Source organism: Brucella tritici, from assembly GCF_008932295.1.
In the GTDB taxonomy this organism is placed as follows: domain Bacteria; phylum Pseudomonadota; class Alphaproteobacteria; order Rhizobiales; family Rhizobiaceae; genus Brucella; species Brucella tritici.
In genome coordinates this window covers 30011-46120 of record NZ_WBWA01000019.1, presented here as the reverse complement: position 1 = coordinate 46120, position 16110 = coordinate 30011, and the positions used below count along the sequence as shown (strand labels likewise).

Genomic DNA, 16110 nt, shown 5'->3' with positions numbered 1-16110 from the left:
GCCGCCTCAGGCATAATGCGACCCGAAGCGGCATGCAACTTTTGGCGATATACTGACCAATAGTTTTAACGCACAAACTGACGCAACAGCGTTCCGTTGCGTTCCACCTCAAGCCGCCAGCCGAGACCACGTCCCCCACCCAGAACCGCGGTCATATCCTCCACGGAGCGTATGGGATTCCCGTTGATGCTGCGAACAATGTCGCCGGGGCGCAATCCGAGCCGTGCCGCCGGCGAACCGGAATAGACGTCCACGACGACCACGCCGTGGCTATCACTCTTGAGACGCAGTTTTGTAGCCGTGGACGGCGTCAGCACAAGGACGGCCGCACCGGCGAAGGGATTATCACCCTTAATTACCTGTGGTGCAGTTTCCTTGACTTCAGGCGCTTTAGAGAGCTTCACCGGGATGGTCTGGTTCTTTCCATCCCTCATGATTTCGACCGACACAGTGTTTCCGATGCCAGCAGTCGAAAGGCGATAACCAAGCACATCCTGATTATCGACGCGAACGCCCTGAATGGACAGGACCACATCGCCGATCTTCAGTCCCGCCGATTCCGCAGGGCCACCTTTTGCAACTGCTGTAATCAAAGCCCCATAAGGCTTTTCCATTCCAAGCCCTTCGGCAAGATCGGAGGTCACGCCCTGGAACGTCGCACCGATATAGGGGCGTTCGAAACTTTTGCTGCCATTCTGCGCAGCTTCTATAACGGCGCGAACCATATTGGACGGAATAGCAAAGCCAATACCCACCGAGCCGCCAGAGCGCGAATAGATTGCAGTATTGATACCAATCAGGCGTCCGCGCATATCGATCAATGCGCCACCCGAATTACCCGGATTGATGGCAGCATCTGTCTGGATGAAGAAATCGAAATCGGAAATGCCAACCTGTGTTCGGGATTGCGCCGATACGATACCGCTCGTCACAGTCTGCCCGACGCCGAACGGATTGCCGATCGCCAGCACCAGATCACCGACTTCGACTTCGTCGGAGTTACCCAGACCCAACACCGGAAACTTGTCCTTGGCTTCGATTTTCAGCACAGCGAGGTCCGTGGTTTCATCTCGCAGAAGCAGCTTGCTTTCAAACTCCCGCCCGTCTGACAAGGCGACCTTGATTTCGTCAGCGTCCTTGATGACGTGATTGTTCGTCACGACAATACCAGAACTATCGACGATCACGCCGGAACCGAGCGATTGCTGTATGCGCGGCTTGCTTTCCCCGAACTGCCGCCCAAAAAACTGCTCGAAGAACGGATCGCCCGCAAATGGCGACTGTGCCCGGGCCTGCACCTGCCGCGCCGCATAGACATTGACAACGGCCGGCGTCGTCTCTTTCACAAGAGGAGCGAAGGAAAGTTGCATATCACCGCGGCTGAGCGGCACTTCCTTGGGGGGCGTTGCGGGCGCATCCTGCGCCATAGCGGACGGCACTACCAGTCCGACTGACGCCACTACAAGACCCAATATACCTAAACGTCGCCAATTCATGCACATACTCCGCGCTTATCAAGCTTACTGCCGCTTTCGGGAAAGCATGCAAGACTCGGTCTTGAATGTAGTCAACTGAGGGCAAGGATAAAGGGCCACATTGTGACCTTGGACAGCAAACCGGCAATTTTTCGTGAAACGCCTGCGCCCGAACGACCGGAAACACGGCCTGCGTAAAGAAAAAGGGCCGCACAAGGCGGCCCTTTTCAATAGTCAGAAACAGTGCAGATTATGCTGCGTCTGCTTCCGCAGCCTGTTCGGCTTCGACGCGGGCGCGGTCAGCCTTGCCCTTTGCATCGACATCGCGTTCCACGAATTCAACAACTGCCAGCGGCGCGTTGTCGCCAGCGCGGAAGCCAGCCTTCATGATGCGGATATAGCCGCCGTTGCGGGTTGCATAGCGAGCAGCCAGCGTATCGAACAGCTTTGCGACGAGCTTGACATCGCGAATAGCCGAGATAGCCTGACGGCGAGCATGCAGATCGCCGCGCTTGCCAAGCGTGACAAGCTTTTCAACGATCGGGCGAATTTCCTTAGCCTTAGGAAGCGTCGTCACAATCTGCTCGTGTTCGATAAGCGAAGCAGCCATGTTGGCGAACATCGCCTTGCGGTGCGAGGCAGTGCGGTTCAGCTTACGGTATCCGTTACCGTGACGCATGAGCCTTCTCCTTAATTAGTTCTAGCCGGATTGCCGGTCTTAATATTGGTCTTCGTAGCGCTTTGCGAGATCTTCGATATTTTCCGGCGGCCAGGACGGGATTTCCATACCGAGATGGAGACCCATCGATGCCAGAACTTCCTTGATCTCGTTGAGCGACTTGCGGCCGAAATTCGGAGTCCGCAGCATCTCGGCTTCCGTCTTCTGGATCAGATCGCCGATGTAGACGATGTTGTCGTTCTTCAGGCAGTTTGCCGAACGGACGGACAGTTCGAGTTCGTCCACCTTCTTGAGCAGAGCCGGGTTGAAAGCCAGTTCCGCAACCTGTTCCTGCGGAGCTTCCTTCTGAGGCTCTTCGAAGTTGACGAAGATCGCCAGCTGGTCCTGGAGAATACGAGCAGCATATGCCACTGCGTCTTCACCGCTGACCGAGCCGTTTGTCTCGATGTTCAGCGTCAGCTTGTCATAATCGAGAACCTGACCTTCACGGGTGTTCTCGATCTTGTACGACACCTTGCGAACCGGAGAGTAGAGGCTGTCAACCGGGATAAGCCCGATCGGAGCATCTTCTGCGCGGTTGCGGTCGGCAGGCACATAGCCCTTGCCGGTGTTGACGGTGAATTCCATGCGGATTTCAGCGCCTTCATCCAGCGTGCAGATGACGTGATCCGGGTTGAGGATCTCGACATCGCCGACAGTCTGAATGTCGCCAGCCGTAACAACGCCTGGGCCTTCCTTGCGGACGACCATGCGCTTCGGGCCCTCGCCTTCCATACGGATGGCGATTTCCTTGACGTTCAGAACGATATCCGTAACGTCTTCGCGGACGCCCGGGATCGAAGAGAATTCATGCAGAACGCCATCAATCTGAATGGCGGTCACGGCAGCGCCGCGAAGCGACGACAGAAGTACGCGACGCAAAGCATTGCCGAGCGTCAGACCAAAGCCGCGTTCCAGCGGTTCAGCAACGACGGTTGCATGCGTGCGGGAGCCGTTGGTGATGAATTCCACCTTGTTCGGCTTGATGAGTTCCTGCCAGTTCTTCTGGATCATGTAAGTATCCCTCTATCAATCGTCGCTACCATCCTATCGTAGCGATCAAGTGTAGAAACCGCAGAGGAGCCCCGAACTTGAAAAGCCCGAGGCTCGTACGGCATGTGAGCGAGGATTAGACCCGGCGCTTCTTGCGCGGACGGCAACCGTTGTGCGGGATCGGCGTAACATCGCGGATCGACGTGATCACAAAGCCGGCAGCCTGAAGGGCGCGCAGCGCAGATTCACGGCCAGAGCCCGGTCCGCAAACCTCGACTTCGAGGGAGCGCATGCCGTGTTCCTGTGCCTTCTTGGCGCAATCTTCAGCAGCGATCTGAGCGGCGAACGGGGTCGACTTACGCGAACCCTTGAAACCCTGAGCACCGGCAGACGACCAGGCAATCGCATTGCCCTGAGCATCCGTGATGGTGATCATGGTGTTGTTGAACGTCGAATTTACGTGGGCAACGCCCGACGAGATGTTTTTACGCTCGCGACGGCGAACGCGCGTGGCTTCCTTGGCCATGACAGTCCTTTCAATCGATCTCTACACCGCCGTAATTCCAGCGGCTACACCGGTCCTCAAGAAAGGACCAGCATCAAACCCAACCGGCGCACCGGAAAGGTCCGACGGAACATATGTCCCGTCGAAATTACTTCTTCTTGCCTGCGATTGCCTTCGCCGGACCCTTACGGGTGCGTGCGTTGGTGTGCGTGCGCTGGCCGCGAACCGGCAGCGAACGACGATGACGCAGACCGCGGTAGCAGCCCAGGTCCATCAGGCGCTTGATGTTCATCGAAACTTCACGACGCAGGTCACCTTCAACCTGGTAGTCAGCATCGATTGCTTCGCGGATCTGAAGGACTTCAGCATCCGACAGCTGGTTAACGCGACGATCGTCAGCAATGCCGACCTTCGTTACGATTTCCCGAGCAAATTTCGGTCCGATCCCGTGGATGTACTGAAGCGCAATAACAACGCGCTTGTTCGTCGGGATGTTGACGCCAGCGATACGTGCCACGTCTGTTCTCCTTGAGTTATAAAAATTTCCATCTGGCAGATGCGATCAACCAGACAGCATTAAACGACCGGTACCGGTCTCTTTCGATTTCCGCCGATACCCGCCATTCAAAACCAGTTGAAGTGGCGCAGTCTTTGACGGAATCGCCCGAAAAAGTCAACTATTAACTGTCCGTAAAGCCATCAAACCGGCCTGACAGACAACTAAGCTGACTTCTGGAAGCAATAAACGGGCAGAAAACGCTTCACGCTTTCCCTGCCCGTAATGGAATGAGGCTTCTGCAAGCCTCTTCTATTTTCATGCCGGAACCAGAATCCTCTCGATTTCGGCAGTAACCTCTTCAACCGGCGCCATACCGTTGATGACGCGCAGCTCACCTGTCCCGGCATAATAGCTCGAAAGCGGCGAAGTCTTTTCGCGGTATTCGACGAGACGCTTGCGGAAAGCTTCTGGATTGTCGTCCGAACGGACCTGACCACCCTTGGCAATCGTTTCAGCTACGCGGCTCTCCATCCGCTTGACCAGAGCATTCTCGTCAACCTTCAGCTCAATGACTGCATCAAGCTTGAGGCCCTTCCCCGCCAGCATGGCTCCCAGAGCCTGAGCCTGAGGAACCGTGCGCGGATAACCGTCGAGGATGAAACCGTTCGCGCAATCAGGAGCATCAATGCGCTCCGATACGATCTGGTTCACGATCTCGTCGGAAACCAGTTGCCCGGCATCCATCACGGCCTTGGCGCGCTTCCCGATCTCGCTCTGCTGGGCGACTGCTGCACGCAGCATGTCGCCGGTCGAAAGCTGAGGAATTCCATGCTTCTTGGTAAGAAGTCCAGCCTGCGTCCCCTTACCTGCTCCGGGCGGCCCAAGAAGTATCAGTCTCATTTATTGCGTTTCCCACCTCTGAGTTTGGACTTCTTGATCAGCCCTTCATACTGATGAGCGATCAGATGCCCCTGAATTTGCGCAACCGTATCGAGCGTCACGCTCACAACGATCAGCAACGAAGTGCCACCAAGATAGAACGGCACACCGGTTGCGGAAATCAGGAATTCCGGCAGGAGACAGACAAGCACGATATAGATGGCGCCGACAACAGTGATGCGTGTCAGCACATAGTCTATGTATTCGGCGGTACGCTCACCCGGACGAATGCCCGGAATAAAGCCGGAATGCTTCTTGAGCTGGTCAGCGGTGTCCTTGGGATTGAACACAATGGCCGTGTAGAAGAAGCAGAAGAATGCCATCAATGCAGCATAGAACAGCATGTAAAGCGGCTGACCATGACCAAGTGCATTGAGAATGGTGGTTGCCCAGGCAGGCATTTCCGTCGTGTTGGCGAAGCCTGCGACAGTCGCAGGCAAAAGCAGCAGCGACGAGGCAAAAATCGGAGGAATGACGCCTGCGGTATTAAGCTTCAGTGGCAGATGTGACGTATCGCCCTGGAACATGCGGTTGCCGACCTGACGCTTCGGATACTGGATCAGAAGGCGACGCTGTGCACGTTCAACGAAAACGATGACCGCAATCAGCACGACGGCAAGAATGATAACGCCCAGAATAAGGCCTGTCGACAGCGCGCCGGTACGACCAAGTTCCAGCGTACCGGAAATAGCGTGCGGAAGGTTAGCCACGATACCGGAGAAGATGATCAGCGAGATACCGTTGCCGATACCGCGCGCTGTGATCTGCTCGCCGAGCCACATCAGGAACATCGTGCCACCGACAAGGGTGATCACCGACGAAACGATGAAGAACGGTCCCGGATTGGTGACAATTCCGTTACCGGACTGCAAACCGACCGAAATCGCGTAGGCCTGCACAAGCGCCAGGAGCACCGTGCCGTAACGCGTGTACTGATTGATGATCTTGCGACCCGCCTCGCCTTCCTTCTTCAGCGCTTCAAGCGACGGCACAACGGACGTCATGAGCTGCACGATAATGGAGGCAGAGATATAAGGCATGATGCCGAGCGCGAAAATGGCCATACGACCAACAGCGCCGCCAGCGAACATGTTGAAAAGTCCGAGCACACCCTGGCTATGCTGCTGGAAAGCCTGCGCAAGCGCGTCAGGATTGATGCCGGGAAGCGGAATATAGGTGCCGAACCGGTATACGAGCAAAGCACCCAGCGTGAACCAGATGCGCTTCTTGAGTTCTTCTGCCTTCGAGAAAGCCGAAAAATTGAGATTGGAAACTAGCTGTTCAGCAGCCGATGCCATTAAATTTCTCCGGTGAAAAGTCTCCGGTCCTCCGCCCCCGTCAGCGCAATCTATAGCGGTCGCGCCTCGAGACTAAAAAGACCCTACCCAGATATGCGCATTGGCATAAATGTGCAAGCGGCGGCACTAAGGCCGCCGCTTTTTATTTTTGTATCGAAGCCTTATTCGGCAGCGGCTTCAGGAAGCTTGATGCTACCGCCAGCCTTTTCGATCTTTTCGACCGCAGCCTTGGAAGCACCGGCTACCTCGAAAGCAACCTTTGCCTTCAGTTCGCCGTCCGAAAGGATGCGAACGCCGTCCTTGGCACGACGAATCACGCCAGCAGCCTTCAGCGAATCGAGGTTCACAACAGCCTTGGCGTCGAGCTTGCCTGCATCGATAGCGGCCTGAATACGGCCAAGCGATACAACGTTGAAGCTCTTTGCGAAGATGTTGGTGAAGCCGCGCTTCGGCAGACGGCGGTAGATTGGCATCTGGCCGCCTTCAAAGCCATTGATCGCGACCCCCGAACGGGACTTCTGACCCTTGACACCACGACCACCGGTCTTGCCGGTGCCCGAACCGATACCACGGCCAACGCGCTTGCGCGCCTTGACAGAACCTGGCTTGTCACGCAGATCGTTGAGTTTCATATCTCTATCTCCCTGCGCTATCACGCCTCGTCCACAACTCGAACGAGGTGTGGAAGCTTGGCGATCATGCCACGAACTGCCGGAGTATCTTCCAGCGTGCTGCGGCGGTGCATTTTATTAAGACCCAGACCGATCAGCGTTGCGCGCTGCTCGGCTGGACGACGGATTGGGCTTCCGATCTGCTCGACCGTAACCGTCTTGCCCTTCTTCTCAGCCATCACTCAAATCCCTTGTCTATGGCGTATCCGGTGGCCTGAGCGGCCCCGGACGAACACAAACTATCGGCTATTCTTCCGAACCGACCACATCATGGCGGCGAGCCTGAAGGGTCGAGTACTTGATGCCGCGCTGTGCAGCGATGTCCTTCGGATGCATCTGATGCTTCAGAGCATCGAACGTCGCACGAACCATGTTGTAAGGGTTCGACGAACCGAGCGACTTGGCGACAACGTCCTGAACGCCGAGCGTTTCGAACACTGCACGCATCGGACCACCGGCAATGATACCCTTACCAGCAGGGGCTGCACGAAGCAGAACCTTGCCAGCGCCGTGACGGCCTTCAACATCGTGATGCAGCGTACGGCCCGAACGCAGCGGTACGAAGATCATGTCGCGCTTGGCAGCTTCCGTAGCCTTACGGATAGCTTCCGGCACTTCACGAGCCTTGCCATGACCGAAGCCTACGCGGCCCTTCTGGTCGCCAACAACGACGAGCGCAGCAAAACCGAAGCGACGGCCGCCCTTGACGACCTTGGCAACACGGTTGATGTGAACGAGCTTATCGACGAATTCGCTGTCGCGCTCCTCACGGCCGCGATCTTCGCGGTTACGTTCTCTCTGTGCCATATCCTGATTTCCTTTTTCTTTTCCGGAAGCACAAAATGCTATTAGAAGCTCAGTCCGCCTTCGCGGGCAGCTTCGGCGAGAGCCTTCACGCGGCCGTGGTAAATGAATGCACCACGGTCGAACACTACTTCGCTGACGCCTGCTTTAACGGCACGCTCGGCAACCAGCTTGCCAACTGCAGCTGCTGCTGCGGAGTCGGCGCCGGTCTTGAGCTTGCCCTTCAGGTCGCCATCCAGGGTCGAAGCAGCTGCGATGGTAACACCGCGAACGTCGTCGATAACCTGAACGTAGATGTTCTTGGAAGAGCGGTGCACGCTGAGACGCGGACGGCCGTTTGCAACAGCCTTGACCTGACGGCGTACACGAGCAGCGCGACGCTGCAAAGTTTCTTTTGGCGATGCCATGACGCGCTTCCCTTACTTCTTCTTGCCTTCTTTGCGGACGATCTTCTCGCCAGCATACTTGACGCCCTTGCCCTTGTAAGGCTCGGGGCCGCGATATTCGCGGATCTCAGCCGCGACCTGACCGACCTGCTGCTTGTCGATACCGGTGACGACGATTTCCGTCGGCTTCGGAACGGCAACAGTAATGCCGGCAGGCACGTCGTAGACCACTTCGTGGCTGAAGCCGAGCGAAAGCTGCAGGTTCTTGCCCTGCATGGCAGCGCGGTAACCGACGCCGCTGATTTCGAGCTTCTTTTCGAAGCCGTCCTTCACGCCAACAAAAATGTTGGAGATCATTGTGCGGGACATGCCCCACTTCGAACGAGCTTCCTTCGACTGGTCGCGCGGATCGACGCTGACAGCGCCGTCTTCCATCTTGACCAGAACTTCATCGTGCACGACGAAGGAGAGTTCACCCTTCGCGCCCTTGGCCTTGACGATCTGCCCATCAACACTGGCGGTCACGCCTGCCGGGACCGGCACGGGTTTTTTACCGATACGAGACATTTTAATACCTGTCTTTTATCTGTTCGCTGTCAACCGCATCAGAAGATGCGGCAGAGCAGCTCACCACCAACGTTTTGTTCACGGGCTTCATGATCCGCCATCACGCCCTTCGGCGTGGAGAGGATCGAGATGCCGAGGCCGTTCGCGACCTGCGGGATCGACTTGACCGATACGTAAACGCGACGGCCAGGCTTCGATACGCGGCTGATCTCACGGATAACCGGAACACCTTCGTAGTACTTCAGTTCGATTTCGATCTCGGCCTTGCCGTTCACGAATTCACTCTGCGTGTATCCGCGGATGTAGCCTTCGGACTGAAGGACATCAAGAACGCGAGCGCGCAGCTTGGAAGCCGGGGTCGTAACCTTCGTCTTCTTGCGGCCTACTGCGTTACGAATACGGGTCAGCATGTCGCCGATAGGATCTGACACAGACATATGCTACTCCTTACCAGCTCGACTTGACGATGCCCGGAATCTGACCGAGCGAACCCAACTGACGGAGCGCAATACGCGACATCTTCAGTTTACGGTAATAACCACGCGGACGGCCCGAAACTTCGCAACGATTGCGAATACGAACCTTCGATGAATTGCGCGGCAGTTCGGCAAGCCGGATAGTGGCGCGGAAGCGCTCCTCCAGCGGAAGGCCCTGATCCATTACGATCGCCTTCAGACGTGCACGCTTATCAGCATGACGCTTAACCAACTTTTCGCGGCGCTTGTTTTTTTCGACTGCGCTAGTCTTGGCCATATTAATATACCTCGCTACGCTTGCCGTTACTGCCGGAAGGGGAAGTTGAATGCACGCAGAAGAGCGCGCGCTTCATCATCCGTCTTGGCGGTCGTGCAAACGATGATGTCCATGCCCCAGATCTGATCAACCTTATCGTAGTTGATTTCCGGAAACACGATGTGCTCCTTGATGCCCATGGCATAGTTGCCACGTCCGTCAAAGCTCTTCGGGTTCAGGCCGCGGAAGTCGCGAACGCGAGGAAGAGCGATCGTGATAAAACGATCAAGGAATTCGTACATGCGATCCTGGCGAAGGGTAACCTTCGTGCCGATCGGCATGCCTTCACGCAACTTGAACGTTGCGATCGAGTTACGGGCGCGGGTGATAACAGCCTTTTGACCGGCAATCAAGCCAAGGTCTTCAGCAGCTACAGCCGGCTTCTTGGAGTCGCCAGTGGCTTCGCCAACGCCCATGTTGAGGACAACCTTCGTGATGCGCGGAATCTGCATCTCGTTGTCGTATTTGAATTCTTCAAGCAGAGCCTTACGAATGTTCTCATTGTAAAGCTTCTTGAAGCGGGGAAGTGCCTTAGCTTCAGCCATCGATCAGCGCTCCAGAACGTTTTGCGACACGAACCTTCTTGCCGTCCTCGACGCGGAAACCGACGCGGGTCGGCTTGCCGTCCTTGGGGTCAGCAATTGCCAGGTTGGACAGGTGGATCGGCGCTTCCTTGGAGATAATGCCGGCTTCCTGGGTCTGGGTCTGGCGCTGATGACGCTTCACAATGTTGATACCGCGAACAAGCGCCTGCTCGTCCTTTGGCATAACCTTGAGAACTTCGCCTTTACGGCCCTTGTCCTTACCGGACAGCACGACAACGCTGTCGCCTTTGCGAATCTTCTGCATCGTCTTGCTTCCTTACAGAACTTCCGGGGCCAGCGAGATGATCTTCATGTGGTTCTTTGCGCGAAGTTCGCGCGGAACCGGTCCGAAGATACGCGTGCCGATCGGCTCTTTCTTGTTATCGATGAGAACGGCTGCATTGTTATCGAAACGAATAACGCTGCCGTCCGGACGACGGATGTCCTTGGCGGTGCGTACAACAACCGCCTTCATCACGTCACCCTTTTTGACGCGGCCGCGCGGAATAGCTTCCTTGATCGACACCACAATGATATCGCCAACGGAAGCGTAACGCCGCTTCGAGCCGCCCAGCACCTTGATGCACATGACACGACGTGCGCCGGAGTTATCCGCCACGTCGAGGTTTGTTTGCATCTGAATCATGACTGGCCGCCTTCTTTCCTCTCAGCTGGTTAAGGGCTCCTGCCCTACCTAAGCTGCGTGTTTATAATTTAGCCTGCTGCTTCGTTCGTCAGAACGACCCAGCGTTTGTCCTTCGAGATTGGAGCCGATTCCTGAATGGAAACGAGATCACCAACCTTGAACTGGTTGTTTTCGTCATGCGCCTTGTACTTCTTAGACTGACGCACGGTCTTCTGGAGGAGCGGATGCGAATAGCGGCGCTCAACCTTGACCACAACAGTCTTGTCATTCTTGTCGCTGACGACAACGCCCTGCAGAACGCGTTTAGGCATTATATTTTTCCTTATGCCTTGCTTGCGGCCGCCTTCTGGCGGGCAATAGTCTTAATACGCGCGATGTCGCGGCGAACCTGCTTCACGCGCGCGGTTTTTTCGAGCTGGCCGGTGGCCTTCTGAAAGCGCAGGTTGAACTGCTCTTTCTTCAGGGTGCCCAGCTCGTCATTCAGTTGATCGAGGCTCTTCGCCCGAACGTCTGCGGCTTTCATAGTTGCCTCTCTCTTATTCAGCAATGCGCTGGATAAAGCGCGTCTTGATCGGCAACTTTGCTGCGCCGAGTCTGAGGGCTTCGCGTGCCACATCTTCGGGTACGCCGTCAAGCTCAAACATCACGCGACCTGGTGCCACACGGCATGCCCAGTAGTCAACCGAACCCTTACCTTTACCCATACGGACTTCGGTAGGCTTCGACGTAACTGGCAGGTCAGGGAAGATGCGGATCCACACGCGACCGGCACGCTTCATGTGACGGGTGATCGCGCGGCGGGCCGCTTCGATCTGACGTGCAGTGACGCGTTCCGGCTCAACGGCCTTCAAACCGAATGCACCGAAATTCAGATCCGTGCCGCCTTTCGAGTTGCCGTGAATACGGCCCTTGAACTGCTTGCGGAACTTGGTGCGCTTAGGCTGCATCATTGTTCTCTACTCCAAATTTCTCGCCCGCGGCCCGCTTTTTAAGCGTTTTCGCGGCGGCGGTTCGACGAGGAACCCTGATTGTCACCCTCGACCGCACGACGCTCGGAAGCCATCGGATCGTGTTCAAGGATCTCGCCCTTGAAGACCCAAACCTTCACGCCGCAGATACCATAAGCGGTCTTCGCTTCTGCCGTGCCGTAGTCGATATCGGCGCGAAGCGTATGAAGCGGAACGCGACCTTCACGGTACCATTCCATGCGAGCGATTTCCGCGCCACCCAGACGACCCGAGCAGTTGATACGGATACCTTCGGCTCCAAGACGCATTGCCGACTGAACAGCACGCTTCATGGCGCGACGGAATGCCACACGGCGTTCGAGCTGCTGAGCGATCGACTGAGCGATCAGCGTAGCGTCGATTTCCGGCTTGCGAACTTCAACGATGTTGAGCGACGTATCGGCATTGGTCATCTCGGAAAGCTTCTTGCGGAGCTTTTCGATGTCTGCACCCTTCTTGCCGATGATGATGCCCGGACGAGCCGAATGGATCGTCACACGGCACTTCTTGTGCGGACGCTCGATCACGATCTTGGAGATCGCAGCCTGCTTCAGTTCCTCGGTGAGGAATTCGCGGATCTTGACATCTTCATGCAGCAGTTTGCCGTACTCACCGGTATTCGCGTACCAACGCGAATCCCAGGTGCGGTTGATGCCGAGACGAAGACCGATCGGATTAATCTTCTGACCCATTATGCGGCCTCCCCTTTTTCCGCGACTTCGCGGACAACAATGGTGAGATGCGAAAACGGCTTCTCGATGCGGCTTGCGCGGCCACGACCACGGACGTGGAAGCGCTTCATGACGATCGACTTGCCAACATAGGCTTCGGCGACGATCAGAGAATCGACGTCGAGGTCATGGTTGTTTTCTGCGTTCGCAATTGCGGACTGGAGCGTCTTCTTAACCGTATCGGCGATCCGCTTGCGCGAGAACGTCAGATCGGCAAGTGCCGCATTCACCTTCTTGCCGCGAATCATGCTCGCAACAAGGTTCAGCTTCTGCGGGCTGACGCGCAGCGTACGGGCAACAGCTTGCGCTTCGTTGTCCTTGAGCTGACGGGGAGCTTTAGCCTTGCCCATCGTTACTTCCTCTTCGACTTCTTGTCCGCGCCGTGACCGTAATAGGTACGCGTAGGCGCGAATTCACCGAACTTGTGTCCGACCATTTCTTCCGAAACCGACACCGGCACATGCTTGTTGCCGTTGTAGACGCCGAAAGTCAGACCGACAAACTGCGGCAGGATGGTGGAGCGGCGGCTCCACATCTTGATAACTTCATTACGACCGCCTTCGCGTACCTTCTCAGCCTTCTTGAGAAGATAGCCGTCGACAAACGGACCTTTCCAAACTGAACGAGCCACTTTAGACTACCTCTCTTACTTCTTGCGCTGATGGCGCGAACGCATGATGAACTTGTCGGTCGACTTGTTCGAGCGCGTCTTCTTGCCCTTCGTAGGCTTGCCCCACGGAGTAACAGGGTGACGACCACCCGAAGTACGACCTTCACCACCACCATGCGGGTGATCGACCGGGTTCATTGCAACGCCGCGAACGTGCGGGCGCTTGCCACGCCATACCGAACGACCAGCCTTGCCGTCGTTGATATTGCCGTGGTCCGGGTTGGATACTGCACCGACCGAAGCGAAGCAGGCACCTGGAACCAGACGCTGTTCACCAGAGTTGAGGCGCAGAATGGCCATGCCCTGATCGCGACCGACGAGCTGAGCGTAGGTGCCAGCCGAACGAGCGATCTGACCGCCCTTACCCGGCTTCAGCTCGACGTTGTGAATGATCGTGCCAACCGGCATGGAAGCGAGCGGCATTGCGTTGCCCGGCTTCACATCGACGGCATTGCCCGCGACAACCTTGTCGCCAACAGCAAGACGCTGCGGTGCCAGGATATATGCCAGTTCGCCGTCTTCGTAACGGATCAGCGCGATGAACGCGGTGCGGTTCGGATCGTATTCCAGACGCTCGACGGTGCCGACGACGTCAAGCTTGCGACGCTTGAAGTCGATGAAACGGTACGAACGCTTGTGACCGCCGCCCTGAAAGCGAACAGTGATACGACCGGTGTTGTTGCGGCCACCCTTCTTGGACAGACCTTCGGTCAGGGACTTGACCGGCTTGCCCTTGTAGAGTTCCGAACGGTCCACGATGACCAGCTGACGCTGGCCTGGCGTGATCGGATTAAAATGCTTGAGTGCCATTGTCTCTTACTCCATGGCCTCTCAGAGACCGGTCGAAACGTCGATGCTCTGGCCTTCGGCCAAAGTAACGATCGCTTTCTTGACGTCGCTCTGGCGCCCGATAAGGCCGCGGAACCGCTTGACCTTACCCTTGCGCACTGCAGTGTTGACTGCGGTAACCTTGACGCCGAACAGCGCTTCGACTGCAGCCTTGATTTCCGGCTTCGTTGCCTTGCGGGCTACGTTGAAGACAACCTGGTTGTGTTCGGAAACCATGGTGGACTTCTCGGTGATAACCGGGCTGACGATCACGTCGTAATGGCGAAGATCAGTCATTTGAAACGCTCCTCAAGGGCTTCGACAGCCGCCTTGGAAAGAACGAGCTTGCCGCGGCGAAGAATGTCGTAAACATTGATCCCCTGCACCGGCAGAACGTCGATGTTCGGGATGTTCGAAGCCGCGCGCTGGAAGTTCACGTCGATCTCTGCACCGCCGATGACGAGTGCATTTTCAAGACCGAGCTTGGCGAACTGCGAAACAAGCTGCTTCGTCTTGGCTTCCGTTGCAGCCAGATCATCGATGATGATCAGGTCAGATGCCTTTGCCTTTGCAGACAGGGCATGACGCAGGCCAAGAGCGCGAACCTTCTTCGGCAGATCGTGATCGTGCGAACGGACAACCGGTCCGTGAGCCTGACCACCGCCGCGGAACTGTGGAGCGCGAGCGGAATGGTGACGAGCGCGGCCCGTACCCTTCTGCTTGTACATCTTGGCGCCGGTGCGGCTTACGTCGCCACGGCCCTGAGCCTTATGGGAGCCCTGCTGGCGGCGAGCCAGCTGCCAGCGCACAACGCGCTGAAGAATGTCGTCACGCGGGTCGAGGCCGAAGATTTCTTCGTTCAGCTTGACCTTGCCGGCATCCTTGCCTTCAAGAGTGGTAATCGTGAGATCCATTATTCGGCTCCCTCAGTCGCGACTGCTTCAGCCTTCGCGGCACCTGCACGCAGAGCGGCCGGCTTCGGCGCGTTCTCAGGCAGCGAGACCTTTACCGCGTCGCGCACGATGATCCAGGCGCCCTTGGAGCCCGGAACCGCACCGCGAACCAGAATGAGGCCGCGATCGCTGTCCGTCGAGACAACTTCAATATTCTGCGTGGTTACGCGGGTCTGGCCCATGTGACCAGCCATCTTCTTGCCCTTGAACACCTTACCCGGGTCCTGACGCTGACCGGTCGAGCCGTGAGCGCGGTGGGTAATGGAGTTACCATGGGAAGCGCGATGACCGGCGAAGTTATGACGCTTCATAACACCAGCAAAGCCCTTACCAATCGAAGTACCCGTCACATCGACCTTCTGGCCGGCGACGAAGTGTTCGGCGGTGATTTCAGCGCCGACTTCGAGGAGGTTGTCCGGCGAAACGCGGAATTCCGCGACCTTCGCCTTCGGCTCGACCTCGGCCTTCGCGAAATGACCGCGCATAGCCTTGGACGTGTTCTTTACCTTGGCAAGTCCAACGCCAAGCTGAACAGCCGTGTAACCGTTCTTTTCAACTGTACGCTGAGCTACCACGTGGCAATTCTCCATGCGGAGAACCGTCACCGGCACATGCTCGCCGGCGTCGTTATAGACGCGGGTCATGCCCAGCTTCTGTGCAATAACACCTGAACGCATCGGGTTCGTTCCTTCCGTCCTCAAGCCGATTAAAGCTTGATCTCGACATCGACACCGGCGGAAAGATCGAGCTTCATCAGCGCGTCCACCGTCTGCGGGGTCGGGTCAACGATATCGAGAAGACGCTTGTGCGTGCGCATCTCGAACTGCTCGCGGCTCTTCTTGTCGATGTGCGGCGACCGGTTAACTGTGAACTTTTCGATCCGCGTTGGAAGCGGGATCGGTCCGCGCACATTTGCACCGGTACGCTTGGCAGTCGACACGATTTCCCGCGTCGAAGCGTCAAGGATCCGATGATCAAACGCCTTAAGGCGAATGCGGATGTTTTGACCGTTCATTTCATCTGTTCCTTGTTACGCGGGAACGC

28 protein-coding genes are annotated in these 16110 nt (G+C 56.7%); all 28 read right to left on the bottom strand.

The annotated features are described in order from the left end of the window. Window positions 1–65: 65 nt before the first annotated feature. The 28 genes from F9K91_RS17810 to rpsJ all read right to left on the bottom strand — a co-directional run bounded on the left by F9K91_RS17810 (window position 66) and on the right by rpsJ (window position 16081). Entirely contained in the window at window positions 66–1496 is a 1431-nt protein-coding gene (locus tag F9K91_RS17810) for a DegQ family serine endoprotease (RefSeq protein WP_151653586.1), read from the bottom strand. Window positions 1497–1725: 229 nt separating this feature from the next. Next, complete coding sequence (rplQ, locus tag F9K91_RS17805; protein ID WP_006467000.1) at window positions 1726–2154, bottom strand: 50S ribosomal protein L17; 429 nt, start codon at window positions 2152–2154, stop codon at window positions 1726–1728. Between the two features lie 39 nt (window positions 2155–2193). Continuing rightward, window positions 2194–3207 carry a DNA-directed RNA polymerase subunit alpha gene (locus F9K91_RS17800; protein WP_061346158.1) on the bottom strand — a complete coding sequence of 338 codons (1014 nt, stop codon included), beginning with the start codon at window positions 3205–3207 and terminating at the stop codon, window positions 2194–2196. A gap of 115 nt (window positions 3208–3322) precedes the next feature. Then, window positions 3323–3712, bottom strand: coding sequence for a 30S ribosomal protein S11 (gene rpsK, locus F9K91_RS17795; protein WP_002964339.1), 390 nt, complete (start codon window positions 3710–3712; stop codon window positions 3323–3325). 127 nt (window positions 3713–3839) lie between these two features. Next, window positions 3840–4208, bottom strand: coding sequence for a 30S ribosomal protein S13 (gene rpsM / locus F9K91_RS17790; protein ID WP_006467002.1), 369 nt, complete (start codon window positions 4206–4208; stop codon window positions 3840–3842). A gap of 297 nt (window positions 4209–4505) precedes the next feature. Continuing rightward, window positions 4506–5090 (bottom strand): adenylate kinase, encoded by a 585-nt coding sequence (locus tag F9K91_RS17785; RefSeq protein ID WP_151653588.1) that lies wholly within the window; start codon window positions 5088–5090, stop codon window positions 4506–4508. Then, window positions 5087–6427, bottom strand: coding sequence for a preprotein translocase subunit SecY (gene secY / locus F9K91_RS17780; RefSeq protein WP_061346157.1), 1341 nt, complete (start codon window positions 6425–6427; stop codon window positions 5087–5089). The genes F9K91_RS17785 and secY overlap by 4 nt, the downstream gene beginning before the upstream one ends. A 161-nt stretch (window positions 6428–6588) precedes the next feature. Continuing rightward, entirely contained in the window at window positions 6589–7059 is a 471-nt protein-coding gene (gene rplO, locus F9K91_RS17775) for a 50S ribosomal protein L15 (RefSeq protein ID WP_061346156.1), read from the bottom strand. Window positions 7060–7079: 20 nt separating this feature from the next. Continuing rightward, window positions 7080–7277: a 50S ribosomal protein L30 gene (gene rpmD / locus F9K91_RS17770; RefSeq protein ID WP_002967737.1), complete on the bottom strand. Its 198-nt coding sequence runs from the start codon at window positions 7275–7277 to the stop codon at window positions 7080–7082. Window positions 7278–7344: 67 nt separating this feature from the next. After that, window positions 7345–7905: a 30S ribosomal protein S5 gene (rpsE, locus tag F9K91_RS17765; RefSeq protein ID WP_006467009.1), complete on the bottom strand. Its 561-nt coding sequence runs from the start codon at window positions 7903–7905 to the stop codon at window positions 7345–7347. 41 nt (window positions 7906–7946) lie between these two features. Then, window positions 7947–8309 (bottom strand): 50S ribosomal protein L18, encoded by a 363-nt coding sequence (gene rplR / locus F9K91_RS17760; RefSeq protein ID WP_010659924.1) that lies wholly within the window; start codon window positions 8307–8309, stop codon window positions 7947–7949. A gap of 12 nt (window positions 8310–8321) precedes the next feature. Then, complete coding sequence (gene rplF / locus F9K91_RS17755; protein WP_010659923.1) at window positions 8322–8855, bottom strand: 50S ribosomal protein L6; 534 nt, start codon at window positions 8853–8855, stop codon at window positions 8322–8324. A 38-nt stretch (window positions 8856–8893) separates the two neighbouring features. Continuing rightward, window positions 8894–9292, bottom strand: a complete 399-nt coding sequence (rpsH, locus tag F9K91_RS17750; RefSeq protein ID WP_006467014.1) for a 30S ribosomal protein S8 — start codon at window positions 9290–9292, stop codon at window positions 8894–8896. Window positions 9293–9302: 10 nt separating this feature from the next. Next, window positions 9303–9608, bottom strand: coding sequence for a 30S ribosomal protein S14 (rpsN, locus tag F9K91_RS17745; RefSeq protein WP_010659922.1), 306 nt, complete (start codon window positions 9606–9608; stop codon window positions 9303–9305). Between the two features lie 26 nt (window positions 9609–9634). Further along, complete coding sequence (gene rplE, locus F9K91_RS17740) at window positions 9635–10192, bottom strand: 50S ribosomal protein L5 (RefSeq protein ID WP_010659921.1); 558 nt, start codon at window positions 10190–10192, stop codon at window positions 9635–9637. Continuing rightward, on the bottom strand, window positions 10185–10496 hold the full coding sequence (gene rplX / locus F9K91_RS17735) for a 50S ribosomal protein L24 (protein WP_006467020.1): 312 nt from the start codon (window positions 10494–10496) through the stop codon (window positions 10185–10187). The genes rplE and rplX overlap by 8 nt, the downstream gene beginning before the upstream one ends. A gap of 12 nt (window positions 10497–10508) precedes the next feature. Further along, window positions 10509–10877: a 50S ribosomal protein L14 gene (gene rplN, locus F9K91_RS17730; RefSeq protein ID WP_004683923.1), complete on the bottom strand. Its 369-nt coding sequence runs from the start codon at window positions 10875–10877 to the stop codon at window positions 10509–10511. A 68-nt stretch (window positions 10878–10945) separates the two neighbouring features. Continuing rightward, complete coding sequence (gene rpsQ / locus F9K91_RS17725) at window positions 10946–11188, bottom strand: 30S ribosomal protein S17 (RefSeq protein ID WP_010659919.1); 243 nt, start codon at window positions 11186–11188, stop codon at window positions 10946–10948. 11 nt (window positions 11189–11199) lie between these two features. Beyond that, window positions 11200–11400 (bottom strand): 50S ribosomal protein L29, encoded by a 201-nt coding sequence (gene rpmC / locus F9K91_RS17720; protein WP_006467022.1) that lies wholly within the window; start codon window positions 11398–11400, stop codon window positions 11200–11202. Between the two features lie 13 nt (window positions 11401–11413). Next, entirely contained in the window at window positions 11414–11827 is a 414-nt protein-coding gene (gene rplP, locus F9K91_RS17715; RefSeq protein WP_006467023.1) for a 50S ribosomal protein L16, read from the bottom strand. Window positions 11828–11865: 38 nt separating this feature from the next. Then, a complete protein-coding gene (rpsC, locus tag F9K91_RS17710; protein WP_006467024.1) occupies window positions 11866–12576 on the bottom strand; it encodes a 30S ribosomal protein S3 in 711 nt (236 codons plus the stop codon). Then, the gene (gene rplV, locus F9K91_RS17705; protein ID WP_010659918.1) at window positions 12576–12965 is read right to left on the bottom strand and encodes a 50S ribosomal protein L22; all 390 of its coding nucleotides are present in this window, start codon (window positions 12963–12965) and stop codon (window positions 12576–12578) included. The genes rpsC and rplV overlap by 1 nt, the downstream gene beginning before the upstream one ends. 2 nt (window positions 12966–12967) lie before the next feature. After that, the gene (gene rpsS, locus F9K91_RS17700) at window positions 12968–13246 is read right to left on the bottom strand and encodes a 30S ribosomal protein S19 (RefSeq protein WP_006467026.1); all 279 of its coding nucleotides are present in this window, start codon (window positions 13244–13246) and stop codon (window positions 12968–12970) included. 15 nt (window positions 13247–13261) lie between these two features. After that, a complete protein-coding gene (rplB, locus tag F9K91_RS17695) occupies window positions 13262–14095 on the bottom strand; it encodes a 50S ribosomal protein L2 (protein ID WP_061346155.1) in 834 nt (277 codons plus the stop codon). Window positions 14096–14116: 21 nt separating this feature from the next. After that, on the bottom strand, window positions 14117–14410 hold the full coding sequence (locus F9K91_RS17690) for a 50S ribosomal protein L23 (RefSeq protein ID WP_006467028.1): 294 nt from the start codon (window positions 14408–14410) through the stop codon (window positions 14117–14119). After that, a complete protein-coding gene (rplD, locus tag F9K91_RS17685; RefSeq protein ID WP_010659915.1) occupies window positions 14407–15027 on the bottom strand; it encodes a 50S ribosomal protein L4 in 621 nt (206 codons plus the stop codon). Before rplD ends, F9K91_RS17690 begins: the two co-directional genes overlap by 4 nt. Continuing rightward, a complete protein-coding gene (gene rplC, locus F9K91_RS17680) occupies window positions 15027–15743 on the bottom strand; it encodes a 50S ribosomal protein L3 (RefSeq protein WP_012091910.1) in 717 nt (238 codons plus the stop codon). The genes rplD and rplC overlap by 1 nt, the downstream gene beginning before the upstream one ends. 29 nt (window positions 15744–15772) lie before the next feature. Next, window positions 15773–16081: a 30S ribosomal protein S10 gene (rpsJ, locus tag F9K91_RS17675; protein WP_002964363.1), complete on the bottom strand. Its 309-nt coding sequence runs from the start codon at window positions 16079–16081 to the stop codon at window positions 15773–15775. Between the last annotated feature and the right edge of the window lie 29 nt (window positions 16082–16110).